Origin of the sequence: Enterobacter sp. 03-F-07-AD-ECC, from assembly GCF_047530935.1 — a bacterium.
GTDB classification, from domain to species: domain Bacteria; phylum Pseudomonadota; class Gammaproteobacteria; order Enterobacterales; family Enterobacteriaceae; genus Enterobacter; species Enterobacter cloacae.
Genome location: NZ_JBLKBZ010000023.1, coordinates 1 through 16,947 on the forward strand (window position 1 = coordinate 1; position 16,947 = coordinate 16,947).

The 16,947-nt window shown below is 47.1% G+C and carries 18 protein-coding genes and 1 pseudogene; 11 read left to right on the forward strand and 8 right to left on the reverse strand.

Annotation, left to right across the window (positions count from 1 at the left end; translation table 11 throughout):
• Positions 1-97 (reverse strand): annotated as a pseudogene (locus tag ACMWKA_RS21670) (IS6 family transposase); the annotation flags it as partial.
• Positions 98-435: 338 nt separating this feature from the next.
• On the opposite strand from ACMWKA_RS21670, the gene ACMWKA_RS21675 reads away from it, so the two are divergent.
• Complete coding sequence (locus tag ACMWKA_RS21675; RefSeq protein WP_000193209.1) at positions 436-1,254, forward strand: DUF4942 domain-containing protein; 819 nt, start codon at positions 436-438, stop codon at positions 1,252-1,254.
• Positions 1,251-2,456: a hypothetical protein gene (locus ACMWKA_RS21680; RefSeq protein WP_001572381.1), complete on the forward strand. Its 1,206-nt coding sequence runs from the start codon at positions 1,251-1,253 to the stop codon at positions 2,454-2,456. The genes ACMWKA_RS21675 and ACMWKA_RS21680 overlap by 4 nt, the downstream gene beginning before the upstream one ends.
• A 279-nt stretch (positions 2,457-2,735) precedes the next feature.
• Here ACMWKA_RS21680 and ACMWKA_RS21685 read toward each other — a convergent pair whose 3' ends face one another.
• The 3 genes from ACMWKA_RS21685 to ACMWKA_RS21695 are packed head-to-tail and all read right to left on the reverse strand — an operon-like array spanning position 2,736 to position 5,733.
• On the reverse strand, positions 2,736-4,055 hold the full coding sequence (locus ACMWKA_RS21685) for a DUF1173 family protein (protein WP_000078514.1): 1,320 nt from the start codon (positions 4,053-4,055) through the stop codon (positions 2,736-2,738).
• Between the two features lie 22 nt (positions 4,056-4,077).
• Entirely contained in the window at positions 4,078-4,245 is a 168-nt protein-coding gene (locus tag ACMWKA_RS21690; RefSeq protein WP_000220758.1) for a hypothetical protein, read from the reverse strand.
• Between the two features lie 60 nt (positions 4,246-4,305).
• Entirely contained in the window at positions 4,306-5,733 is a 1,428-nt protein-coding gene (locus tag ACMWKA_RS21695; protein ID WP_000833382.1) for a DNA cytosine methyltransferase, read from the reverse strand.
• Between the two features lie 214 nt (positions 5,734-5,947).
• Here ACMWKA_RS21695 and ACMWKA_RS21700 point away from each other — a divergent pair, with 214 nt between their 5' ends.
• The 8 genes from ACMWKA_RS21700 (at position 5,948) to ACMWKA_RS21735 (ending at position 12,471) form a co-directional block, all read left to right on the forward strand.
• Complete coding sequence (locus ACMWKA_RS21700; protein ID WP_031942328.1) at positions 5,948-6,463, forward strand: thermonuclease family protein; 516 nt, start codon at positions 5,948-5,950, stop codon at positions 6,461-6,463.
• Between the two features lie 2 nt (positions 6,464-6,465).
• The gene (locus tag ACMWKA_RS21705; RefSeq protein WP_000975181.1) at positions 6,466-7,362 is read left to right on the forward strand and encodes a hypothetical protein; all 897 of its coding nucleotides are present in this window, start codon (positions 6,466-6,468) and stop codon (positions 7,360-7,362) included.
• Between the two features lie 47 nt (positions 7,363-7,409).
• Entirely contained in the window at positions 7,410-7,724 is a 315-nt protein-coding gene (locus ACMWKA_RS21710; protein WP_001005009.1) for a hypothetical protein, read from the forward strand.
• Between the two features lie 73 nt (positions 7,725-7,797).
• Positions 7,798-8,055: a hypothetical protein gene (locus ACMWKA_RS21715; protein ID WP_000637193.1), complete on the forward strand. Its 258-nt coding sequence runs from the start codon at positions 7,798-7,800 to the stop codon at positions 8,053-8,055.
• A gap of 986 nt (positions 8,056-9,041) precedes the next feature.
• Entirely contained in the window at positions 9,042-9,239 is a 198-nt protein-coding gene (locus tag ACMWKA_RS21720; RefSeq protein WP_001371914.1) for a hypothetical protein, read from the forward strand.
• A gap of 140 nt (positions 9,240-9,379) precedes the next feature.
• Entirely contained in the window at positions 9,380-9,655 is a 276-nt protein-coding gene (locus ACMWKA_RS21725; protein WP_000864986.1) for a hypothetical protein, read from the forward strand.
• A gap of 491 nt (positions 9,656-10,146) precedes the next feature.
• Positions 10,147-11,625, forward strand: a complete 1,479-nt coding sequence (locus tag ACMWKA_RS21730; RefSeq protein ID WP_000927306.1) for a SulP family inorganic anion transporter — start codon at positions 10,147-10,149, stop codon at positions 11,623-11,625.
• 18 nt (positions 11,626-11,643) lie between these two features.
• Positions 11,644-12,471: a universal stress protein gene (locus tag ACMWKA_RS21735; protein WP_001066652.1), complete on the forward strand. Its 828-nt coding sequence runs from the start codon at positions 11,644-11,646 to the stop codon at positions 12,469-12,471.
• A gap of 59 nt (positions 12,472-12,530) precedes the next feature.
• On the opposite strand, the gene arsC is transcribed toward ACMWKA_RS21735, so the two are convergent.
• The 3 genes from arsC to ACMWKA_RS21750 are packed head-to-tail and all read right to left on the reverse strand — an operon-like array spanning position 12,531 to position 14,624.
• Positions 12,531-12,956: a glutaredoxin-dependent arsenate reductase gene (gene arsC, locus ACMWKA_RS21740; protein WP_000065802.1), complete on the reverse strand. Its 426-nt coding sequence runs from the start codon at positions 12,954-12,956 to the stop codon at positions 12,531-12,533.
• A gap of 12 nt (positions 12,957-12,968) precedes the next feature.
• Entirely contained in the window at positions 12,969-14,258 is a 1,290-nt protein-coding gene (locus tag ACMWKA_RS21745) for an arsenic transporter (protein ID WP_000922628.1), read from the reverse strand.
• Between the two features lie 45 nt (positions 14,259-14,303).
• A complete protein-coding gene (locus ACMWKA_RS21750; protein WP_000941305.1) occupies positions 14,304-14,624 on the reverse strand; it encodes a transcriptional regulator in 321 nt (106 codons plus the stop codon).
• Between the two features lie 86 nt (positions 14,625-14,710).
• On the opposite strand from ACMWKA_RS21750, the gene arsH reads away from it, so the two are divergent.
• Positions 14,711-15,415, forward strand: coding sequence for an arsenical resistance protein ArsH (gene arsH, locus ACMWKA_RS21755; RefSeq protein ID WP_000130816.1), 705 nt, complete (start codon positions 14,711-14,713; stop codon positions 15,413-15,415).
• A 32-nt stretch (positions 15,416-15,447) separates the two neighbouring features.
• Here arsH and ACMWKA_RS21760 read toward each other — a convergent pair whose 3' ends face one another.
• Positions 15,448-16,851, reverse strand: a complete 1,404-nt coding sequence (locus ACMWKA_RS21760) for an ISNCY family transposase (protein ID WP_000125668.1) — start codon at positions 16,849-16,851, stop codon at positions 15,448-15,450.
• Between the last annotated feature and the right edge of the window lie 96 nt (positions 16,852-16,947).

The window sequence follows — 16,947 nt, forward strand, 5'->3', positions numbered from 1 at the left end:
CCTGCAGCTCACGGTAACTGATGCCGTATTTGCAGTACCAGCGTACGGCCCACAGAATGATGTCACGCTGAAAATGCCGGCCTTTGAATGGGTTCATGTGCAGCTCCATCAGCAAAAGGGGATGATAAGTTTATCACCACCGACTATTTGCAACAGTGCCGTTAAAGCCTCTACTCGCTGACCATCAAAATCACCCAACGTCAGATAATGGAAAAAAATTTTGGATGACATTTTGAAACGTGTCCTCTGCTGTGAACGTCGAGAGATGCTACGCGAGAAAGGAGATGACCTACTTAGTATCCTGTTAAGTAGGTCTATCTGAAGAAGTAGACAACTTTAAAGTCTTTTTCATGTTAAAGGAGACAACTTTAATGTCTGTGTACACCTACCTTTGCTCAAATCAAAATGTTCTGACATACCAAAATGGAGTGTAAAATGACTCAAAACCAGGGTTCTGAGCCAGTACCGGCGAGCCGGACAGGGCAGCTCATCAGCGCCCGGGATATGGCCATGCAGAAATTCGAAGAAGGGATGCGGTTAATCTCGGAAGCGTCGGAACTGTGCGGTCTCTCTCTCTTCACCAGCAGAATTATGCAGCCCAACGCATTTGGTCTTCCGTCGTCACTGGATCGCACCATCGAGGAGGGGCGTAAGGAAATTGACCGTAAAACGTGGAAAAGGCTCTTTGAAGAAACAGGTATGGACCGGTACTGGAACCATAAGCAAAAAGAAGCCTTTAACGAATCCCTTCGTACGGATCCGCCCGTCGCTTCCCTGGAGATTGTTAAGGGAACATTACAGCATGCACTGGCTAACAGACGAGACACCCTTGCAGAAGGTTTCGTTGATGTTCTCAACAAGCTTGACCGAAGTTTCAAAAGCAATGCCAGGCAATATACAATGCCAAAAAAGCTTGTTCTTCGGGGGATTTTTCCTGGTGTGAACGTGCTGAGGTACAACGGTTTCTCGCAGGACAATCACTTTTGTTTACGCGACTTTGAGAATATTGTATGCATCTGTTCTGATACTCCAACACCTGCAACCGGCGGTGGGCTGAGTATGGTCGACAGGCTGACGGCCATGAGAAATACAGAATTCACAGGCGAGGTCAGTGATGAGAATGGCTGGCGGTGTCGCCTGTTTGAGAATGGAAACGTTCATATTTGCATCGACAGTATCTCGCTTCTGAATGCTCTGAACGATCTTATCAGCATATATTTTGCAAACCAGCTTCCGGCCGCAGGAAAAAAATGATGATTGAAAATGATAAAGAAAAAAGCCTGAACGATGCTACCCCGCCAGAGGTGCAGAATGACATCCGCAGCGAATCCACTGAAAAATCAAAGGAAATGGGTCGTTCAAGGTACTCATCTATCGCGATGATCGATTACTTCAATGCAATCGAACGTCTGTGCAAAGAGAAAGAAATTAACCCGGAAAATATCGATCTGAGCTTCAAAGTTCACTGGCTCAGAAACGCTGTTGGCGGCTCGTTTGCAAGGTCACAGGAGATGTTCGCGGAGTACCAGAAGTATGTTAAAGAGGTTCCTGAAGAGGCCCGTTACCTGGATATACCCGATGAGGTAAAGGTTGCACTCGGCGATATTATCTCGTACATCACCTGGCACTACCGTAGAAGCTATACCGCAATACAGAATGATAGTGTTAAAAAAGCTGAAGCACGTAGCATGCAGCTGGAGGAGGAGGTAACGCAGCTGTTACAGCGGCTTGAGCAAAGCGCTACCGATATGGATGAGCTGAAACTTGAGAATCAGGCACTACAGGGTCGATTAGAGATCCGGGACAGTACCGTCAAGGAGTTAGAAACAAGGCTGAATGTTGCCGAAGCAGAACTCGAAACCTGCCATCACCAGTTAGATAGCACACGGCATGAATTGAGCCTCGCACAGCAGTCAAATGACTCACTCTCCCAGCAACTGGCTGAACGTAAAACAGAGATCGCTGGTCACCTTGAATATCAAAAAAAGCTGAACGAAGAGATCAACACGCAGCGTTCTGATAACGCCGGTCTTTCCAGACAATGCGACCAGTTAAGTCAGACTGTGTCAGATACAAAGGCAGAGAGGGACAGGTTTGAACAGGAATTGATTGCTGCACAGAACCTTTGTACTGAGCTGAAAAGTGCACTGTCCGGGAAAGAGGGTGACCTGGTGGCGGTGAATGCCGAACTTACTGAACTCCATAAACTAAACGAGTCGCTGAGCGCCGACCTGAATAAAGTAACTTTGGTCAGCCAGGGCTATGAAGCGGAAGTGGCTGAACAAAGCAATGAACTCAAAACGCTCCAGGCCAAAGTAATGAAGCTGGAAGCTACCCTGGAGGCGGAGAAAACAATCTCAGAATCCCTGAAAGGCACCATTGATACATTAACTGGTGCAATGGCAGGGGGAGGTACTGGAAAGTCAAAACAGCCGCGTAGCAGAAAAACATCATGATAAATGAAGCCAGGTTGATACACTTCTCTGCATCCCCTGGCACATAAGAACTTCTGCGGACATTCAGCCCGTCCGCAGGAGTTTTCGTCCTTCAGTCAACAAATGCACTACCTTTTTTGAGTCTCCACTTTCCAGAGCAGAAAACACGTTACCGATTCTACCAACAGCTTGTATCTGAGTGATAACCCCAGTCTTGTAATCATCTAGGATCCCTGACAGGAAAGCGTTCAGTTTTGTCTGTTCGCTTAGCGAAAGCATGTAGGACATTTTTTCTCCATTTTAAGCAGGTGTGTCAGTTGAAAGAGGTTTGCGTGATTCTGGAAAATGAGGCAGCACCATAGTTTCAGATGCTGTGGTCGCATCCCAGTGCCACCATCCATAAGGCCCATATTCACGGTTGTAATAATCTTTTTTGAGTTGCTTTCGGGCCAGATAAGCAGGAGTGGCCATACCAAATACTTCCATCGGGAACGGCTTATCGCTTTTTGTGTCGAGCAGGTAGAAGTCAGGGAACACCTCACTAATACTCGCATCATAACGCATGGGCTTAACGTACTGCCGGTGCTCTGCATCCAGCTTTTCTGCAACAACCGCCTCATAGGAGGAGTCCAGAGGTATCCAGTTCTCGCTAACGTGCATCAGCACAATTTGATGAGCTCTTACAGAAGGGCCTCTGCCGGTTACCGCAGCTGGTGACGTCAACGCAAAGACAACTATTTTCGCCCCGGATTTCCATGCTGCGTACTCCGATGAAAATCGTTTCTTTACGCTATCCCAATGGACTTCTGAATTGAAAAAAATCAGCGGTAGCCCCCCAAAATTCCGCAGGGGTAAAAATTTAAGTGGCTTCTCATGCTTTTCAGCATCGTAGCGAGGTAAAACTGACAGGAGCATGAGACGTTTATCACTCATCGCCTGTGATGAAAGACGCTGAATTTGCGACTGAGCGACAGGTTGTTTCGGGTCAGGTACACCAATGAATAAATGGTCACCTATGCAGGCTCTGCCGGTACGAATTTGTTTAGCGGTTTCAAGCAGACGATACCGTACCAGTGAATCGTTACGTTTCCCTGCCATTTTCGGGTACCAGACATTCAGACCAGACTCTGTCCACAAAAGACTAAGCAAGCCCAGGAGGGTCATTGAGGCCTGACCTCCTTCTGGTCGCTGAACATGGGGCAGGGGAGGCACTTCTGATTTTTCAGGAGGATCTTTCTCTGTCATACCGATACCGAGCCTTACAGCCATATCACCTTCGGTTGTAATCCGGACCACACCACTCGCATATCCTTTCAGGCCGGTATGCCGGGCATCAAGGGAGAAGAATACACAGGAAGGATCATGCTCAATGCCCGTGTTAGCGGCTTTGACGAGAATAAAGGCATCACCGTTCGGTAAAGCACGAACATAAAGTCGCTTTTCTCCTTTTCCACGACATCCGCAGGTGATGACTGATTTTTGACCTGAGGTGTGGTGTGCCTTTTTAAGAGCCGACTGCCACCCTTTAGCAAACTCATCCTGCGTTTGAAAGTCAGGTGAATACCTTTTGACGTTTGGATCGTCGTCGTAAGCAATCATCACTGCGAATTTTTGGCTCATAGTAGTCTCCTAAACAGGAAGTTTAATATCCCAACCAGAGCAACACTTCCTGAGCGTCATACTGTTCCTTTACGCCCATGTCGCTAAAGAATTCTTCGAAATCTGTTTCGGGAACGCAATGCCTGGACAGTTCTTGTAATGCTCGTTCTTTAGATACCGTCTCACCTTCAGCTGATTCGAAATACGTCATGGTTGACCTCTGACATTATTACAACAATCTTAAGCATTTAAATTGATGAAGGAGCTCAGGTCAGCTGACTTCGTCGTAAAACTGCCGCAAGCGCTGGGAGGCTGCAAATTCAATTCGTGACTTCAGCAGTTTGGCGACGGCCGCAAAGACATCAACGACCACGGAGTTCCCAAACTGTCTGTAAGCCTGTGTATTGGACACAGGGATACGGAAAACACTTTCCCCGGGTTTATCGAAGCCCATTAGCCTGCTGCATTCACGTGGCGTTAGCATGCGTGGCCGACGGTCCATGTTGTATGTGTTATGGAAATCAGTTTCTCCCAGTTCATGAGACCAGCCCCGATCAATAAGAATTTCAGATCCGTCTTTCATATAGCGGCTTGAGAGGGTTCTGGTGACACTATTAACATTGGAAGGATCTACTAGTCCAAAACCAAAACCATTGCCTTTTGCCGCATGTTTCTTTGCATAGTTGTATAAGTACTCCCAGAGTTTAGGGGAGAGGATGTATTTACTATCTACGCTCGGATCCAGTAAATCTGAGAGAGAAGGGCGCTTGTCCGGATAAAAGTCTTTAATGTCTCTCAGAGTAAAACCGTCTTTCAGACGTAGGTCGCGGCGAAAACCAATAAGGACGATACGTTCACGGTGCTGGGGTCGGAAATGACGGCCATCGATGACTTTAGGATCATCCGCGCCCGTGCTTTCGCTGTTTGCGACGTCGTAGCCAAGCTCATCGAGCGTTTTCATGATGATGTTAAAGGTATTACCCTTATCGTGACTCTTCAGATTTTTTACGTTTTCCAGAACAAAAATTGCAGGTTGTTTTGCCCGGATGATCCTGGCCACATCAAAGAAGAGCGTACCCTGAGTGTCGCACTCGAAACCGTGTTTGCGACCCATAGAGTTCTTTTTACTGACACCGGCGATGCTGAATGGCTGGCATGGAAATCCCGCAAGAAGAACATCATGATCCGGGATAGAGGCATCGATAAATTTGTATGCCTCGTCATCAGTAACCTCGGGCCGGTTGCTAAGAGTGATGTCACGGATGTCTGAATTGAAGCGGTGCTCGTTCTCATCGCAATACCAGTTCGCCCGGTAAGTACGGCTGGAATAAGTATTCCATTCGCTCGTGAAAAGACATTTACCACCGATGGCATCAAATCCGCTTCGCAGTCCACCTATCCCTGCAAACAGATCGATAAAGCTAAAGTGCCTGTCCTCATAATCAGCAGGTCGTGAAGGTATTAAAGTCTGTAGATAGCGTCCATCTGCGATACTCAGCTCACAATGCTCAGGTATGCATGTAACCTGACGTTTAAGGGATGCACGGGACCAATTACTGCCATTTTCATCATTTAATACCTGAGCCAGATATTTCAGGTCATAAATGGTCGAAGCTGTTAACAAAGTTTTGTGGATCAGAGATGGTGTTTTATCCACATCATTCAGGTCTGTCTCAAGATCATGAGTGTAACGTTTCATCCAAACTCTCTCAGGAATAATATCTTTGAGATAGATTAACACGCTTAATTTGGATTATTTTTTGGTTCAGGTTCTAAATTTATTGTGATTATTCTGCCTTTAAGTTGCAAAAAGATTGGTTTTAAGCCCGCCCATGAAATAATGACTTGTTAAAATACTGCCTGTAAATAGGCTTGTGGATACATGTCTGTACTCAACAAATCAAGGTGAAATGATGTTTTTTTTAACAAAGTTACTTTTGCCCATCATGATTGTTGTATTCCCAGTGGCGTCCTGGGGGAACTCAACAACTTTTGAGGCAAAGGTGGTTAAGATTGTTGACGGTGACACCATAACTGCGTTGGATGCTCAAAACACAACCATCAAAATACGGATGTATGGTATAGACGCTCCTGAATCTAAACAGGCTTTTGGCCAAAAAGCAAAACAGGCCTTAACCACAGCTATAGCAACTAAAATCGTTACCGTGATAGACCATGGTACGGATATCTATGGCCGTATGTTAGGTACCATCTGGTTAGATGGATATGATATCAATGCCTCTATGGTGGACAGTGGATATGCGTGGGTTTATCGGTTCGAAGATAACGCCATTGTCCCTGGCTATATCAAATATGAATCCGCAGCACAAAAGGAGGCAAAAGGGTTATGGGCAGACACCAACCCTGTCCCACCATGGCAGTGGAGACAGGCAAACGAAAAGCCCAGAAAGGTGAAAGGGAAGAAATAACCATGATGAAAGAGCCTCATCCGTTACTTCAGTTGGTACTAAACGATTCCGGTCGTCTAACCATGCCTGTTTATTATAGAGATCAACAGTATTGCCCGACTTGCCTTACAAAGGTGTTGAAGAGTGAGGATGGAAGTTTGGCGCACCTCGGGGAAATAAATCAAAATACATGTAGACCTTCTATTTCAGTAGTTGTGACAAAAGCAATTATTGAAATGTTATGTGACGGGGAAAAAATATTTGTAAATCCAATACGATACCGAGGCCGGGTGCTGGCACCCTCAGTAATTTTTTCTCCCGACACTCACACTTTCAAACCGTTTATAAATACAGACTATCAGCCTGTGGGAGCAAACTGGAAAAGTGAAAAGGGATATAAACTCGGTCTGTTTTATCTCAAAGATCGAGCCAACTCTATCAATAAAGAGGAATTTGATTTCATTGCCGTTATAGACCCTAAGGCAATGCAGAAAGAATTTATTTCGGCCTGGTCTGAGGTTGATGAAAAAAATCCATTGGAAACGCTGAAGCAGATCTTACGATCTAAAAACAACTCTTCTTTATGGGTAAAATGGCCTGGCAAAATTGAGCATGCGCAAAAAGGAAATTGCAACGAAAATTACTGGTTCGATTATCAATCTGATAATCAGGAAGTGAACTGTACGGTCTCTGTTGTAGGTATCGAAGGTAACAGTTCCGGTGAGACAATTTATAGATTGCAAACTTTGCTAAAGCGTAAGCTCAATGAATATCAACTGGTTCGGTCTTTAGGGACTATTATGCTTCTTGATAATACCGGGAATATGATTCCATCAAACCATCCTTATTTTGAAGTCATCTCAAAAGCATGTATAAATGGAGTGCGTGACTTTGTTCGTCAAAACCCGTGGGTAGTCTGACGGTCAACTATAAAGCATAATATAATTAGTAATAACAAGGAACAGACATGAATGAAAACTCAGTAATCTTAATAAGTTTATTTTGGTTTTTTTTTGGATCGAGTGTTGTAGCTGGTTTTATGGATGCATCATTATATTGCTGGATTTTTGCAGCCATAAGCGCATTGTTTCTTCTTTCGGTGATACAAACACCAAAGGAGTTAACGGTATCTATTCTTCTTGCGGTACTTATGGCAAGCTCCGCAGGTGTTTTCATTCTGGCTTATAAAGTCAAAACGAATGTCGTTTCACCAATCTATCTCTTAAAAAAGCCTACTGCATACATGGCTGAAATAGATAACCGAAGGATTCATGGTTACTAAATATTTTGCAATTGCATCATTTGACGGTCCGGGTTTATTTACCCACAGCATCGACTAATTCAAGAGGTTACATATGATAGTTTCAGAAGCAATTTTTTATTCTTCTATTATTTCCTGGGTTCTTTATTGGTGGTTTATTGGAAATATTACTAAAAAGGTAGGGATGCTTGTTGTTCCACTCACGCTTACCTTCGGATGTTACATTTATGCAATTCATTTGGATGATTCCGAACAGCAAACCAATTTACGTTGGGAGCAGATCGGTTTTATTACCTTTATAATTGTGATAATGTGGGCAGGAAAGTTTGTGATGAAAAGACTATCTGAATGATGATCTAATCCACACTTTTCGATATCTTAGAAAAGTAACTTTGTGAGCAAACAGTCATATGACATGCAAAACGCTGATCTCAAAGACAGATGATGGATACACATTTAGCATTTCACCTTACGAAGACGGGTACCGCTTATCAGTCTCGCCTGAAAATCGTCACAATGGTACCCAAAGCTTTGACGGCTGGTTCCCACGTTTTTTTTCCGAACCACAGTATGCCAAATCATCTTTAACTAAGTTTCTCGGTGAGTCCTTAGTATGGGAAGAAGATTCAAGTAATGCTCTATGAGATTACTTATTATAAATTTTTCTATTAATCTCCATGGAGTGATATATGAATTTGGCCTATTTTTTATTTTTGTCTATAACTGTTATGCTTACGAGCTTTATTATTAAATCACTTGTCGTATTGGTAAAGTTCAAATTACTTCGTGATGAACGTCTCGAATATACCAGCAATAAAAATATTGATGAGATGTACGATTTAATGAATGCGAAGGAAGAAATCCTCATAAGGCATCATAAGCAGATGTTGGCATTGCATCTTTCACTATTAATATTCGTTCTATTTATTGCTTACATTTACTAAAAATAATTTTATTCAACATTTCAACAAAGGGTTTTCAATGGAAAGCTTCGAAACTGAACAAATGATTCAATATGCTTTCTACATAAATATCGTAATAACGACTGGTTTGGCATGGTTTTGCTTGCGGTCAGGATTGCATTACAATTTTTTCAGAAAAGCAGAGAGTGCCAGAACAAAAGGGCTGAGTAGTACCTCTACTGAACACGGTCCAGCAATTGTGAGAATAAAGAAGCTACAAGCATTAGTAGATTTTATTAGTAACTGTGCTTTTCTAATCCTTTCAATTGGCACAGCTTATATTTTGTATTTTTGGATCCACAGTTAACTCATACAAGGTAACTTCGGCAAATAACAACTTCTAATGCAGGACTTTAATAACTATAACGGATGCTACATGAAAAACGACAGTTTAATTACGCGGTATAAAATACTTAAAGGCGAACGCGATGAGTCTATCTTCACCATAATAATCGCGCTAGTAGTAAAGCTGGGGCTGGTAGCCCTGGCATTCTATCTGTTGCTTGGTTCCACGATTGATTGGTCAAGCTGGAAAACCTATGCCGCCATGTTGATCTTTGGAGCATTTCTCTAAAAGGATGACCACGGCAATACCAGGTCAGACAACAAGGTCGTTAGCATGATCGTTGGAAGCAACGGAAGCACCTTGAAAAAGGTCGGCAGCACTATAAAATCCATCAGCAATGCACACAAATAAACTACTGGTATCTTAAAATGAAAGTGAAAGAGTTGATCGCCATGCTGAACGAAAGAGACCCTGAGGCAATTGTTCTGATTTCCGGCTATGAAACGATCGGCGGCACGGAAGTCGCAGAAGCTGATTTGCTCATTGATATGCAGTCAATATGCTTAGAACAGGCTGATAATCTCACAGGAAACCGTAAAGTTGTTTCTTCCGGTGGTGAAGATTCAGTTTGGTTAGGCTGGAAAGATGATTACCGTACAAAGGTGTTTTTAGAAGATGCCCAAATTCCTGATCAAGATGAATGACGGTCAGCGTTGGCTTCAAAGGCAATCTATCAGTACGTGAAACGTAAATGTTAAAAAATAACCACATATGAATCAATAACTTATGTCAAAGCTAAGTAGAGATGTCCGGGGTGGGGCAAAGTTCAAATGTCCTTTGATAATATTGAATTCCTGGATAAAAATCGCATCTTAACCTCTTCGTTTGAGTACCTTGTTGGGTTGACCCCGTATTCGCTTTATTTGTAGTATTGGGCTGCTTTGAAGTGTTTCATGTTCAAACGCGACGTGTTCTGTAAGTTCTTCCTGACAACAGAGCCGACAATATATACACATCCGCTATGGAGAATCTGACAACCGCTATGCGTATTACGCCACCCTGAGTTTTTCCTTCCTCTGTCGTACTGAGCAAGCCTCAGCACGCACTCAATAACATCCCGTCTGCGGATGTGCTTTACCGTACGTAAAAATGTAGCCCTCCAGGGCTGACTGTATCTAAAAACTGAGAAATTACTATGTTGCTGTCCTCGACGCGTAAGGACTGGCTGGGTAACGTCCGTGGTGACGTTCTGGCCGGTATTGTTGTCGCGCTCGCACTCATTCCAGAAGCGATCGCCTTTTCCATTATCGCCGGTGTTGATCCCCAGGTGGGCCTCTACTCGGCGTTCTGTATTCCTCTCGTTATGGCCTTCTTTGGCGGACGTCCGGCGATGATTTCGTCCTCCACCGGTGCAATGGCTCTCCTGATGGTGACGCTGGTGAAAGATCATGGCTTACAGTATTTACTGGCTGCCTCCATACTGACCGGGGTATTCCAGCTGATAGCCGGATATCTGAAGCTTGGCGGGCTGATGCGTTTTGTTTCACGCTCAGTGGTCACGGGGTTTGTTAATGCACTGGCAATACTGATTTTTATGGCCCAGTTGCCTGAGCTGACCAATGTGACATGGCATGTTTATGCCATGACTGCGGCAGGGCTGGGGATCATCTATCTCTTCCCTTATATCAACAAAACCATTCCTTCACCGCTTGTGTGCATCGTGGTGCTGACTGGGATTGCCATGTGGCTGCATCTGGATGTGCGAACCGTCGGGGATATGGGGAAACTTCCCGACAGTCTGCCGGTCTTCCTGCTCCCGGACGTGCCTTTAAATCTTCAGACGCTGCTCATCATCCTGCCATATTCTGCGGGGCTTGCGGTGGTTGGCCTGCTTGAGTCGATGATGACCGCCACTATCGTGGATGACATGACCGACACGCCAAGCGACAAAAACAGGGAGTGCAAAGCTCAGGGCATCGCGAACATCTGCACATCCTTTATCGGAGGAATGGCAGGCTGCGCGATGATTGGGCAATCTGTTATCAACGTAAAATCCGGTGGACGCGGACGACTTTCAACCCTCACGGCGGGCGTGGTGCTGCTTTGCCTGATTGTGTTCCTGCGCAACTGGGTCTCCCAAATTCCGATGGCAGCGCTGGTCGCGGTGATGATTATGGTTTCCATCGGGACATTCTCCTGGCGCTCCATTGCCAACCTGCGGACACACCCCCTTTCAACCAGCGTGGTCATGCTTGCCACCGTCGCGGTTGTGGTGGCAACACATAATCTGGCCTTCGGTGTGCTGACCGGTGTACTGATTGCTTCGCTCAATTTTGCCACTAAAGTATCCCGGTTCATGCGTGTAACCTCAGTTCTGGAGGGGACGAGCCGGACGTATACCGTCACCGGCCAGGTATTCTTTGCATCAGCAGACCGCTTTACGAGCCACTTTGATTTCCGTGAAGCGATTGAGAATGTGGTGATAGACGTTTCACATGCCCATTTCTGGGACATCACGTCCGTCAGCGCCCTGGATAAGGTGGTCATTAAGTTCCGTAGAGAGGGCGCCGGGGTTGAAATACGTGGGATGAATGAAGCCACCCGCACCATCGTTGACCGGTTTGGTGTTCACGATAAACCTGAAGAAGTCGAAAAACTGATGGGCGGTCATTAACAGACTGGAGGGAAAACTATGAATAATACTGTTACAGCCTGTGTGGACGGTTCACTTTCAACGCGGTCAGTGTGTGAATATGCGGCGTGGGCAGCCCGCACTTTGCAATCACAGCTAGCACTGTTGCACGTTATCGAAAAAGACAGCACCCCGGTAGTGTCAGACCTGACCGGCACTCTCGGCATAGACAGTCAGCAATTGCTGACCGATGAGCTGGTAGAAATTGAAGGGCAACGTAATCGCCTGCTGATGGCCCAGGGGAAAGCAATACTGGAAAGTTGTGCTGAACTGCTTCAAAAACAGGGAAGCCCGGATGTGCTTTTGATGCAAAAACACGGTACACCGGATGAAGTTCTGGCAGAGCTGAGCGACCTTCGTCTCATGGTGCTGGGGCGTCGGGGTAGCCAGCATCCGGTAGGCTCTCATCTGGAAAGCGTTATTCGTCTGCAAAAGAAACCCCTACTGGTTGTTCCGGAGAACTACTCAGTGCCTTCCAGAGTCATGCTGGCTTATGATGGCAGTGAAGAAAGCAGGAGTAACCTGGAACGTCTGACGATGAGTCCCTTACTCAGGGGGCTGGAGTGCCACCTTGTCATGGTAAACGGTAAGAAGGAAGAGCTGCTGACCGCACAGCAAATTTTACGTGACGCGGATATAGAAAACAGCACAACACATCTTACCGGGCAATCAGTCGGGGACGCGCTTATTCGTTACGCCGAGGAAAATGCTGTCGATCTGATAGTGATGGGGGCCTACGGTCATTCCAGGTTGCGGCAGTTCTTTATCGGTAGTCATACCTCCGAAATGCTGCAAAAGACGCAACAACCGCTTCTTATCCTCCGTTAGCACTGATTATCTTAAATAAAAAAGGGCGAGTTCTCTCGCCCTTCGTCACAAGAACACGTTTAGTTCAGCCGGTTACCTTTTTCATCAACTACCTTCTCACCGTCCTCTTTCGTGAACGCGCTTTTCTGCGCATCGGGAAGAATATCCAGCACGACTTCAGAAGGGCGGCATAGCCGGGTACCCAGCGGCGTTACCACGATAGGGCGATTGATCAGAACAGGGTGCTGCAACATAAAATCGATTAACTGCTCGTCAGTAAAGCGGTCTTCCGCCAGCCCTAACGCTTCAAAAGGTTCGACATTCTTACGCAGCAGCGCTCGTACCGTGATCCCCATATCCGCAATGAGTTTTACCAGCTCAGCTCGTGATGGTGGGGTTTCAAGATAATGAATAACGGTCGGCTCTGTACCGCTGTTGCGGATCATTTCAAGGGTATTGCGTGACGTGCCGCAGGCCGGGTTGTGATAAATGGTAATGTTGCTCATATCAGTATCTCATTACAAAGTGAAAGACAGACGAAGCGCCAGTGCTGCAAGCGTGACAAACAGCACGGGGATTGTCATGACAATGCCCACCCGGAAGTAATATCCCCAGGTAATTTTGATATTTTTCTGCGACAGAACGTGCAGCCACAGTAACGTTGCCAGACTGCCGATAGGGGTAATTTTTGGCCCCAGGTCGCTGCCGATGACGTTGGCGTAAATCATCGCTTCTTTGATAACACCGGTCGCTGTGCTGCCATCAATCGACAGCGCCCCGACCAGCACGGTCGGCATATTGTTCATCACTGATGACAGGAAGGCCGTCAGGAAGCCCGTACCCAGCGTTGCCGCCCACAATCCCTGCTCTGCCAGCTGATTCAGCAAGGAAGAGAGATAGTGGGTCAGACCGGCATTTCGTAAGCCGTAGACCACCAGGTACATCCCCAGCGAGAAGATAACGATTTGCCAGGGCGCACCACGCAGCACCTTACCGGTGTTAATGGCATGCCCTTTTTTCGCAACAGCAAACAGAAGCAATGCACCAGCGGCTGCGACCAAACTGACCGGTACGCCCAGCGGCTCCAGTCCGAAGAATCCCACCAGAAGCAACACCAGAACCAGCCAGCCGGTTTTAAAGGTATTCACATCACGTATAGCGTCTTTCGGTTCTTTCAACAGAGAAACGTCGTAAACGGCGGGAATGTCCTTACGGAAAAACAGATGCAGCATCACCAGCGTAGCCGCAATCGCGGCCAGGTTAACCGGGACCATCACGGCGGCATATTCTGAGAAACCAAGCTTAAAGAAATCCGCCGAGACGATATTCACCAGGTTTGAGACAATCAGTGGCAGGCTTGCCGTGTCAGCGATAAACCCTGCGGCCATGATAAACGCTAAGGTTGCTCCCCGGCTGAATCCCAGCGCCAGCAGCATCGCGATAACGATAGGTGTCAGGATCAGTGCCGCACCGTCGTTGGCAAACAGTGCCGCAACCATCGCACCAAGCAGGACGATCCAGGTGAAGAGCAGCCGCCCCCGGCCATTCCCCCAACGGGCAACGTGCAGCGCGGCCCATTCAAAGAAGCCGGATTCGTCGAGCAGAAGACTGATGATGATCACGGCGATAAAGGTGGCGGTCGCATTCCACACTATCTGCCAGACCACCGGAATATCCCCCAGATGAACGACGCCAGTCAGCAATGCCAGAATTGCGCCCAGTGAGGCACTCCAGCCAATCCCCAGCCCTCTGGGTTGCCAGATAACCAGGACGAGCGTGAATAAAAAGATAGCACCAGCCAGTAACATCAGAAACTCCATTCACATTTGTTTATTCGGATATATATATCGCCATCAGCAGGAGACAGATGCCACGCTACTGAGCTTGTTGCGTATGTTTTCTCGTTCACAGTTCCAGGCTGTATCAATAATACCCGCAGCCCATGCTGGCATGTGTGGCGACAGTCGGTAATGCACCCATTTTCCTTCGCGACGGTCGATGACCAGCTCGGCTTCACGTAAAAGGGCCATATGGCGAGAAATTTTTGGCTGAGACTCTGCGGTTGCCGCACAGATGTCACAGACGCACATTTCACCGGACTCCCTGAGAAGCATCACGATAGTTGAACGGGTCTCGTCGGCGAGCAGTTTAAAAAGCTGAACAGGCTGTAGCATGCTTAACCTCGTAAAAAAATAACAATACATATGGTATTTCATATGTGATAACTTTTAAAGCATAGCTTATGAAATGGAGATTTTTTATGACCGACTTACCAGCAATCGAACCGGCTTATTTTGATGATGCGCTTGCCAGCAAACTTACGGGCAACAACGAAACCATGCCGCGAATTCTCATCCTGTACGGTTCAGTACGAGAGCGGTCCTACAGTCGTTTTGCAGCGGAAGAGGCCGGGCGGTTGCTGGCAAAGATGGGGGCTGAGGTGAAAATATTTAACCCATCCGGTCTGCCGTTACCCGATGATGCGCCCGAAAGTCACCCCAAAGTGCTTGAACTCCGCGAGCTGGTCAGGTGGTGTGACGGAATGGTCTGGAGTTCTCCGGAAAGACATGGCGCCATGAGCTCGGTGATGAAGGCCCAGATTGACTGGATACCCCTGAGTGAAGGTGCTGTTCGTCCTTCCCAGGGTAAAACGCTGGCCGTCATGCAGGTTTGTGGTGGTTCACAGTCGTTTAACACGGTCAATCAGATGCGGATACTTGGCCGCTGGATGCGGATGTTCACCATCCCCAATCAGTCGTCAGTGCCAAAGGCATGGCAGGAATTTGATGATGAAGGGCGCATGAAACCCTCACCCTGGTATGACAGGATTGTCGACGTTACCGAAGAGTTGTTCAAAATGACGTTACTCCTGAAAGGGCACACAGCCTACCTGTCCGACCGCTACAGCGAAAGGAAAGAGAGTCATCAGGAGCTCGCGGCACGGGTCAATCAGGCCAAAATCTGACAGCCAGGCATGCCCGGATGGATTACCGGGCTTTAAATCGGTTTCTTCCCAAATATCTCTTCAGAGCGTGACTGAAGTTTCACCAGGGCATTGAACATATCGTCCTGATCCAGGGAACGCTGGGATTTCTTCGTCGTGGGAGCTTTACGCCTGCGAGAAGGGCCGTCTCCGGATGGTACGGATTGCGACCGGTTATTATCCCGCTCGGCCTGGACCAGCTGCGCCATTTCCAGGGCCCGCCCCAGACGTTTGTTATCCACAATGGCCCCCTGATCGATTTCAGAAAGCTTGTCATAGGTGGAGTAGGGAAGTGATACGCCATTAAGCCGGAGCTCTTTATGTCCATCCGGGTAATGCCAGACATCGATGTATTTACCAATCGCCCGACGACTGAATTCGCTGTCTTCAATCAGATAAAGGACTTTGTCGTATTGCACTGTGAGTGATTTCGACACTTTACGAGCTTCACGCCAGTTAAATACCATATCAAGATCGTCATCGACATCCAGTTCCCGATGAACATCAAACGCCTGGCGAGGCGCTTTTGCGAAACGACGGTTGTAATCGTTCATGAACTCTTCGGCAAATGCGTTCGCAGCTTCCATGGAACTGATGCCCTGGAGCCTGAGCTCCTTGACCAGTCGGTCCTGAAGCGTCAGGTGCGCCCGTTCAACGCGGCCTTTGGCAGCACTGGTTTCTGCACAAATGGTCTGAATGTTCAGTTCATGCATCGCACGGCCAAACTGGGTATCGCCGTCGCCGCCGGTTGCATTTTTATTGTTGATCCTGAATACGCTGGCTTTGTCGCTGTACAGCGCAAGCGGTTTGCCATGTTTTTCAATATAGCCCCGGGTCGCTTCAAAATAGGTGAAAGTAGACTCAGATTTCACGAAAAGAAGCTGCATTAAACGACTGGTTGCGTCATCAACGTAAACCAGTGCCGTACACTTAGGTCCCCGATTTTCAAACCAGTGGTGGTCGCAGCCGTCGATTTGTATGAGTTCACCGGCACAGGCACGGCGGTAACGAGGTTGCTGAATTTTTGGCGCACGTTGCTTACGTGGGACCCACAGACTGGCCTGAGTCATCAGCTTACGGACGGTTTCTTTGGAAAGATGAACACCGTGCACCTCAGACAGTTTTTCACAGGCCAGCGTCGGACCGAAATCGTTATAGCGTTCGCGAATAATGTTCAGCGCGTATGCGGCCAGTCCCTGAGGCAACTGGTTGTTACTGGATTTACCACGACGGCGGCTGGTCATGCCAATCGGACCATCTTCACGATAACGCGCAAGCAGACGACGGCACTGACGGTCGGAGATACCAAGCCGCTGAGCTGCCATTTGTGTTGTCAGACGCCGGTCGATGACATCCTGAATGATTTTGAGTCGGTTAACTTCATCCAATGTGAAAAACTCCGCTGCGAGAGCCGTCATGGTAATCCTTACTTGATTATACACGCCGGACATCTTAACTTAGCCATTATCGGACATTACAACTTTGCTACTACAACTTATGTCAAAGCAAGTTTA

Excerpts from the sequence above, each read along its gene's own strand:
- ACMWKA_RS21735 (WP_001066652.1), top strand. The coding sequence starts at position 11,644 with ATGAATAATACTGTTACAGCCTGTGTGGACGGTTCACTTTCAACGCGG.
- ACMWKA_RS21715 (WP_000637193.1), top strand. The coding sequence starts at position 7,798 with ATGATAGTTTCAGAAGCAATTTTTTATTCTTCTATTATTTCCTGGGTT.
- ACMWKA_RS21750 (WP_000941305.1), bottom strand. The coding sequence starts at position 14,624 with ATGCTACAGCCTGTTCAGCTTTTTAAACTGCTCGCCGACGAGACCCGT.
- ACMWKA_RS21760 (WP_000125668.1), bottom strand. The coding sequence starts at position 16,851 with ATGACGGCTCTCGCAGCGGAGTTTTTCACATTGGATGAAGTTAACCGA.
- ACMWKA_RS21685 (WP_000078514.1), bottom strand. The coding sequence starts at position 4,055 with ATGAGCCAAAAATTCGCAGTGATGATTGCTTACGACGACGATCCAAAC.
- ACMWKA_RS21690 (WP_000220758.1), bottom strand. The coding sequence starts at position 4,245 with ATGACGTATTTCGAATCAGCTGAAGGTGAGACGGTATCTAAAGAACGA.
- ACMWKA_RS21725 (WP_000864986.1), top strand. The coding sequence starts at position 9,380 with ATGAAAGTGAAAGAGTTGATCGCCATGCTGAACGAAAGAGACCCTGAG.
- arsH (WP_000130816.1), top strand. The coding sequence starts at position 14,711 with ATGACCGACTTACCAGCAATCGAACCGGCTTATTTTGATGATGCGCTT.
- arsC (WP_000065802.1), bottom strand. The coding sequence starts at position 12,956 with ATGAGCAACATTACCATTTATCACAACCCGGCCTGCGGCACGTCACGC.
- ACMWKA_RS21680 (WP_001572381.1), top strand. The coding sequence starts at position 1,251 with ATGATGATTGAAAATGATAAAGAAAAAAGCCTGAACGATGCTACCCCG.
- ACMWKA_RS21705 (WP_000975181.1), top strand. The coding sequence starts at position 6,466 with ATGATGAAAGAGCCTCATCCGTTACTTCAGTTGGTACTAAACGATTCC.
- ACMWKA_RS21745 (WP_000922628.1), bottom strand. The coding sequence starts at position 14,258 with ATGTTACTGGCTGGTGCTATCTTTTTATTCACGCTCGTCCTGGTTATC.
- ACMWKA_RS21730 (WP_000927306.1), top strand. The coding sequence starts at position 10,147 with ATGTTGCTGTCCTCGACGCGTAAGGACTGGCTGGGTAACGTCCGTGGT.
- ACMWKA_RS21695 (WP_000833382.1), bottom strand. The coding sequence starts at position 5,733 with ATGAAACGTTACACTCATGATCTTGAGACAGACCTGAATGATGTGGAT.
- ACMWKA_RS21710 (WP_001005009.1), top strand. The coding sequence starts at position 7,410 with ATGAATGAAAACTCAGTAATCTTAATAAGTTTATTTTGGTTTTTTTTT.
- ACMWKA_RS21720 (WP_001371914.1), top strand. The coding sequence starts at position 9,042 with ATGAAAAACGACAGTTTAATTACGCGGTATAAAATACTTAAAGGCGAA.
- ACMWKA_RS21675 (WP_000193209.1), top strand. The coding sequence starts at position 436 with ATGACTCAAAACCAGGGTTCTGAGCCAGTACCGGCGAGCCGGACAGGG.
- ACMWKA_RS21700 (WP_031942328.1), top strand. The coding sequence starts at position 5,948 with ATGTTTTTTTTAACAAAGTTACTTTTGCCCATCATGATTGTTGTATTC.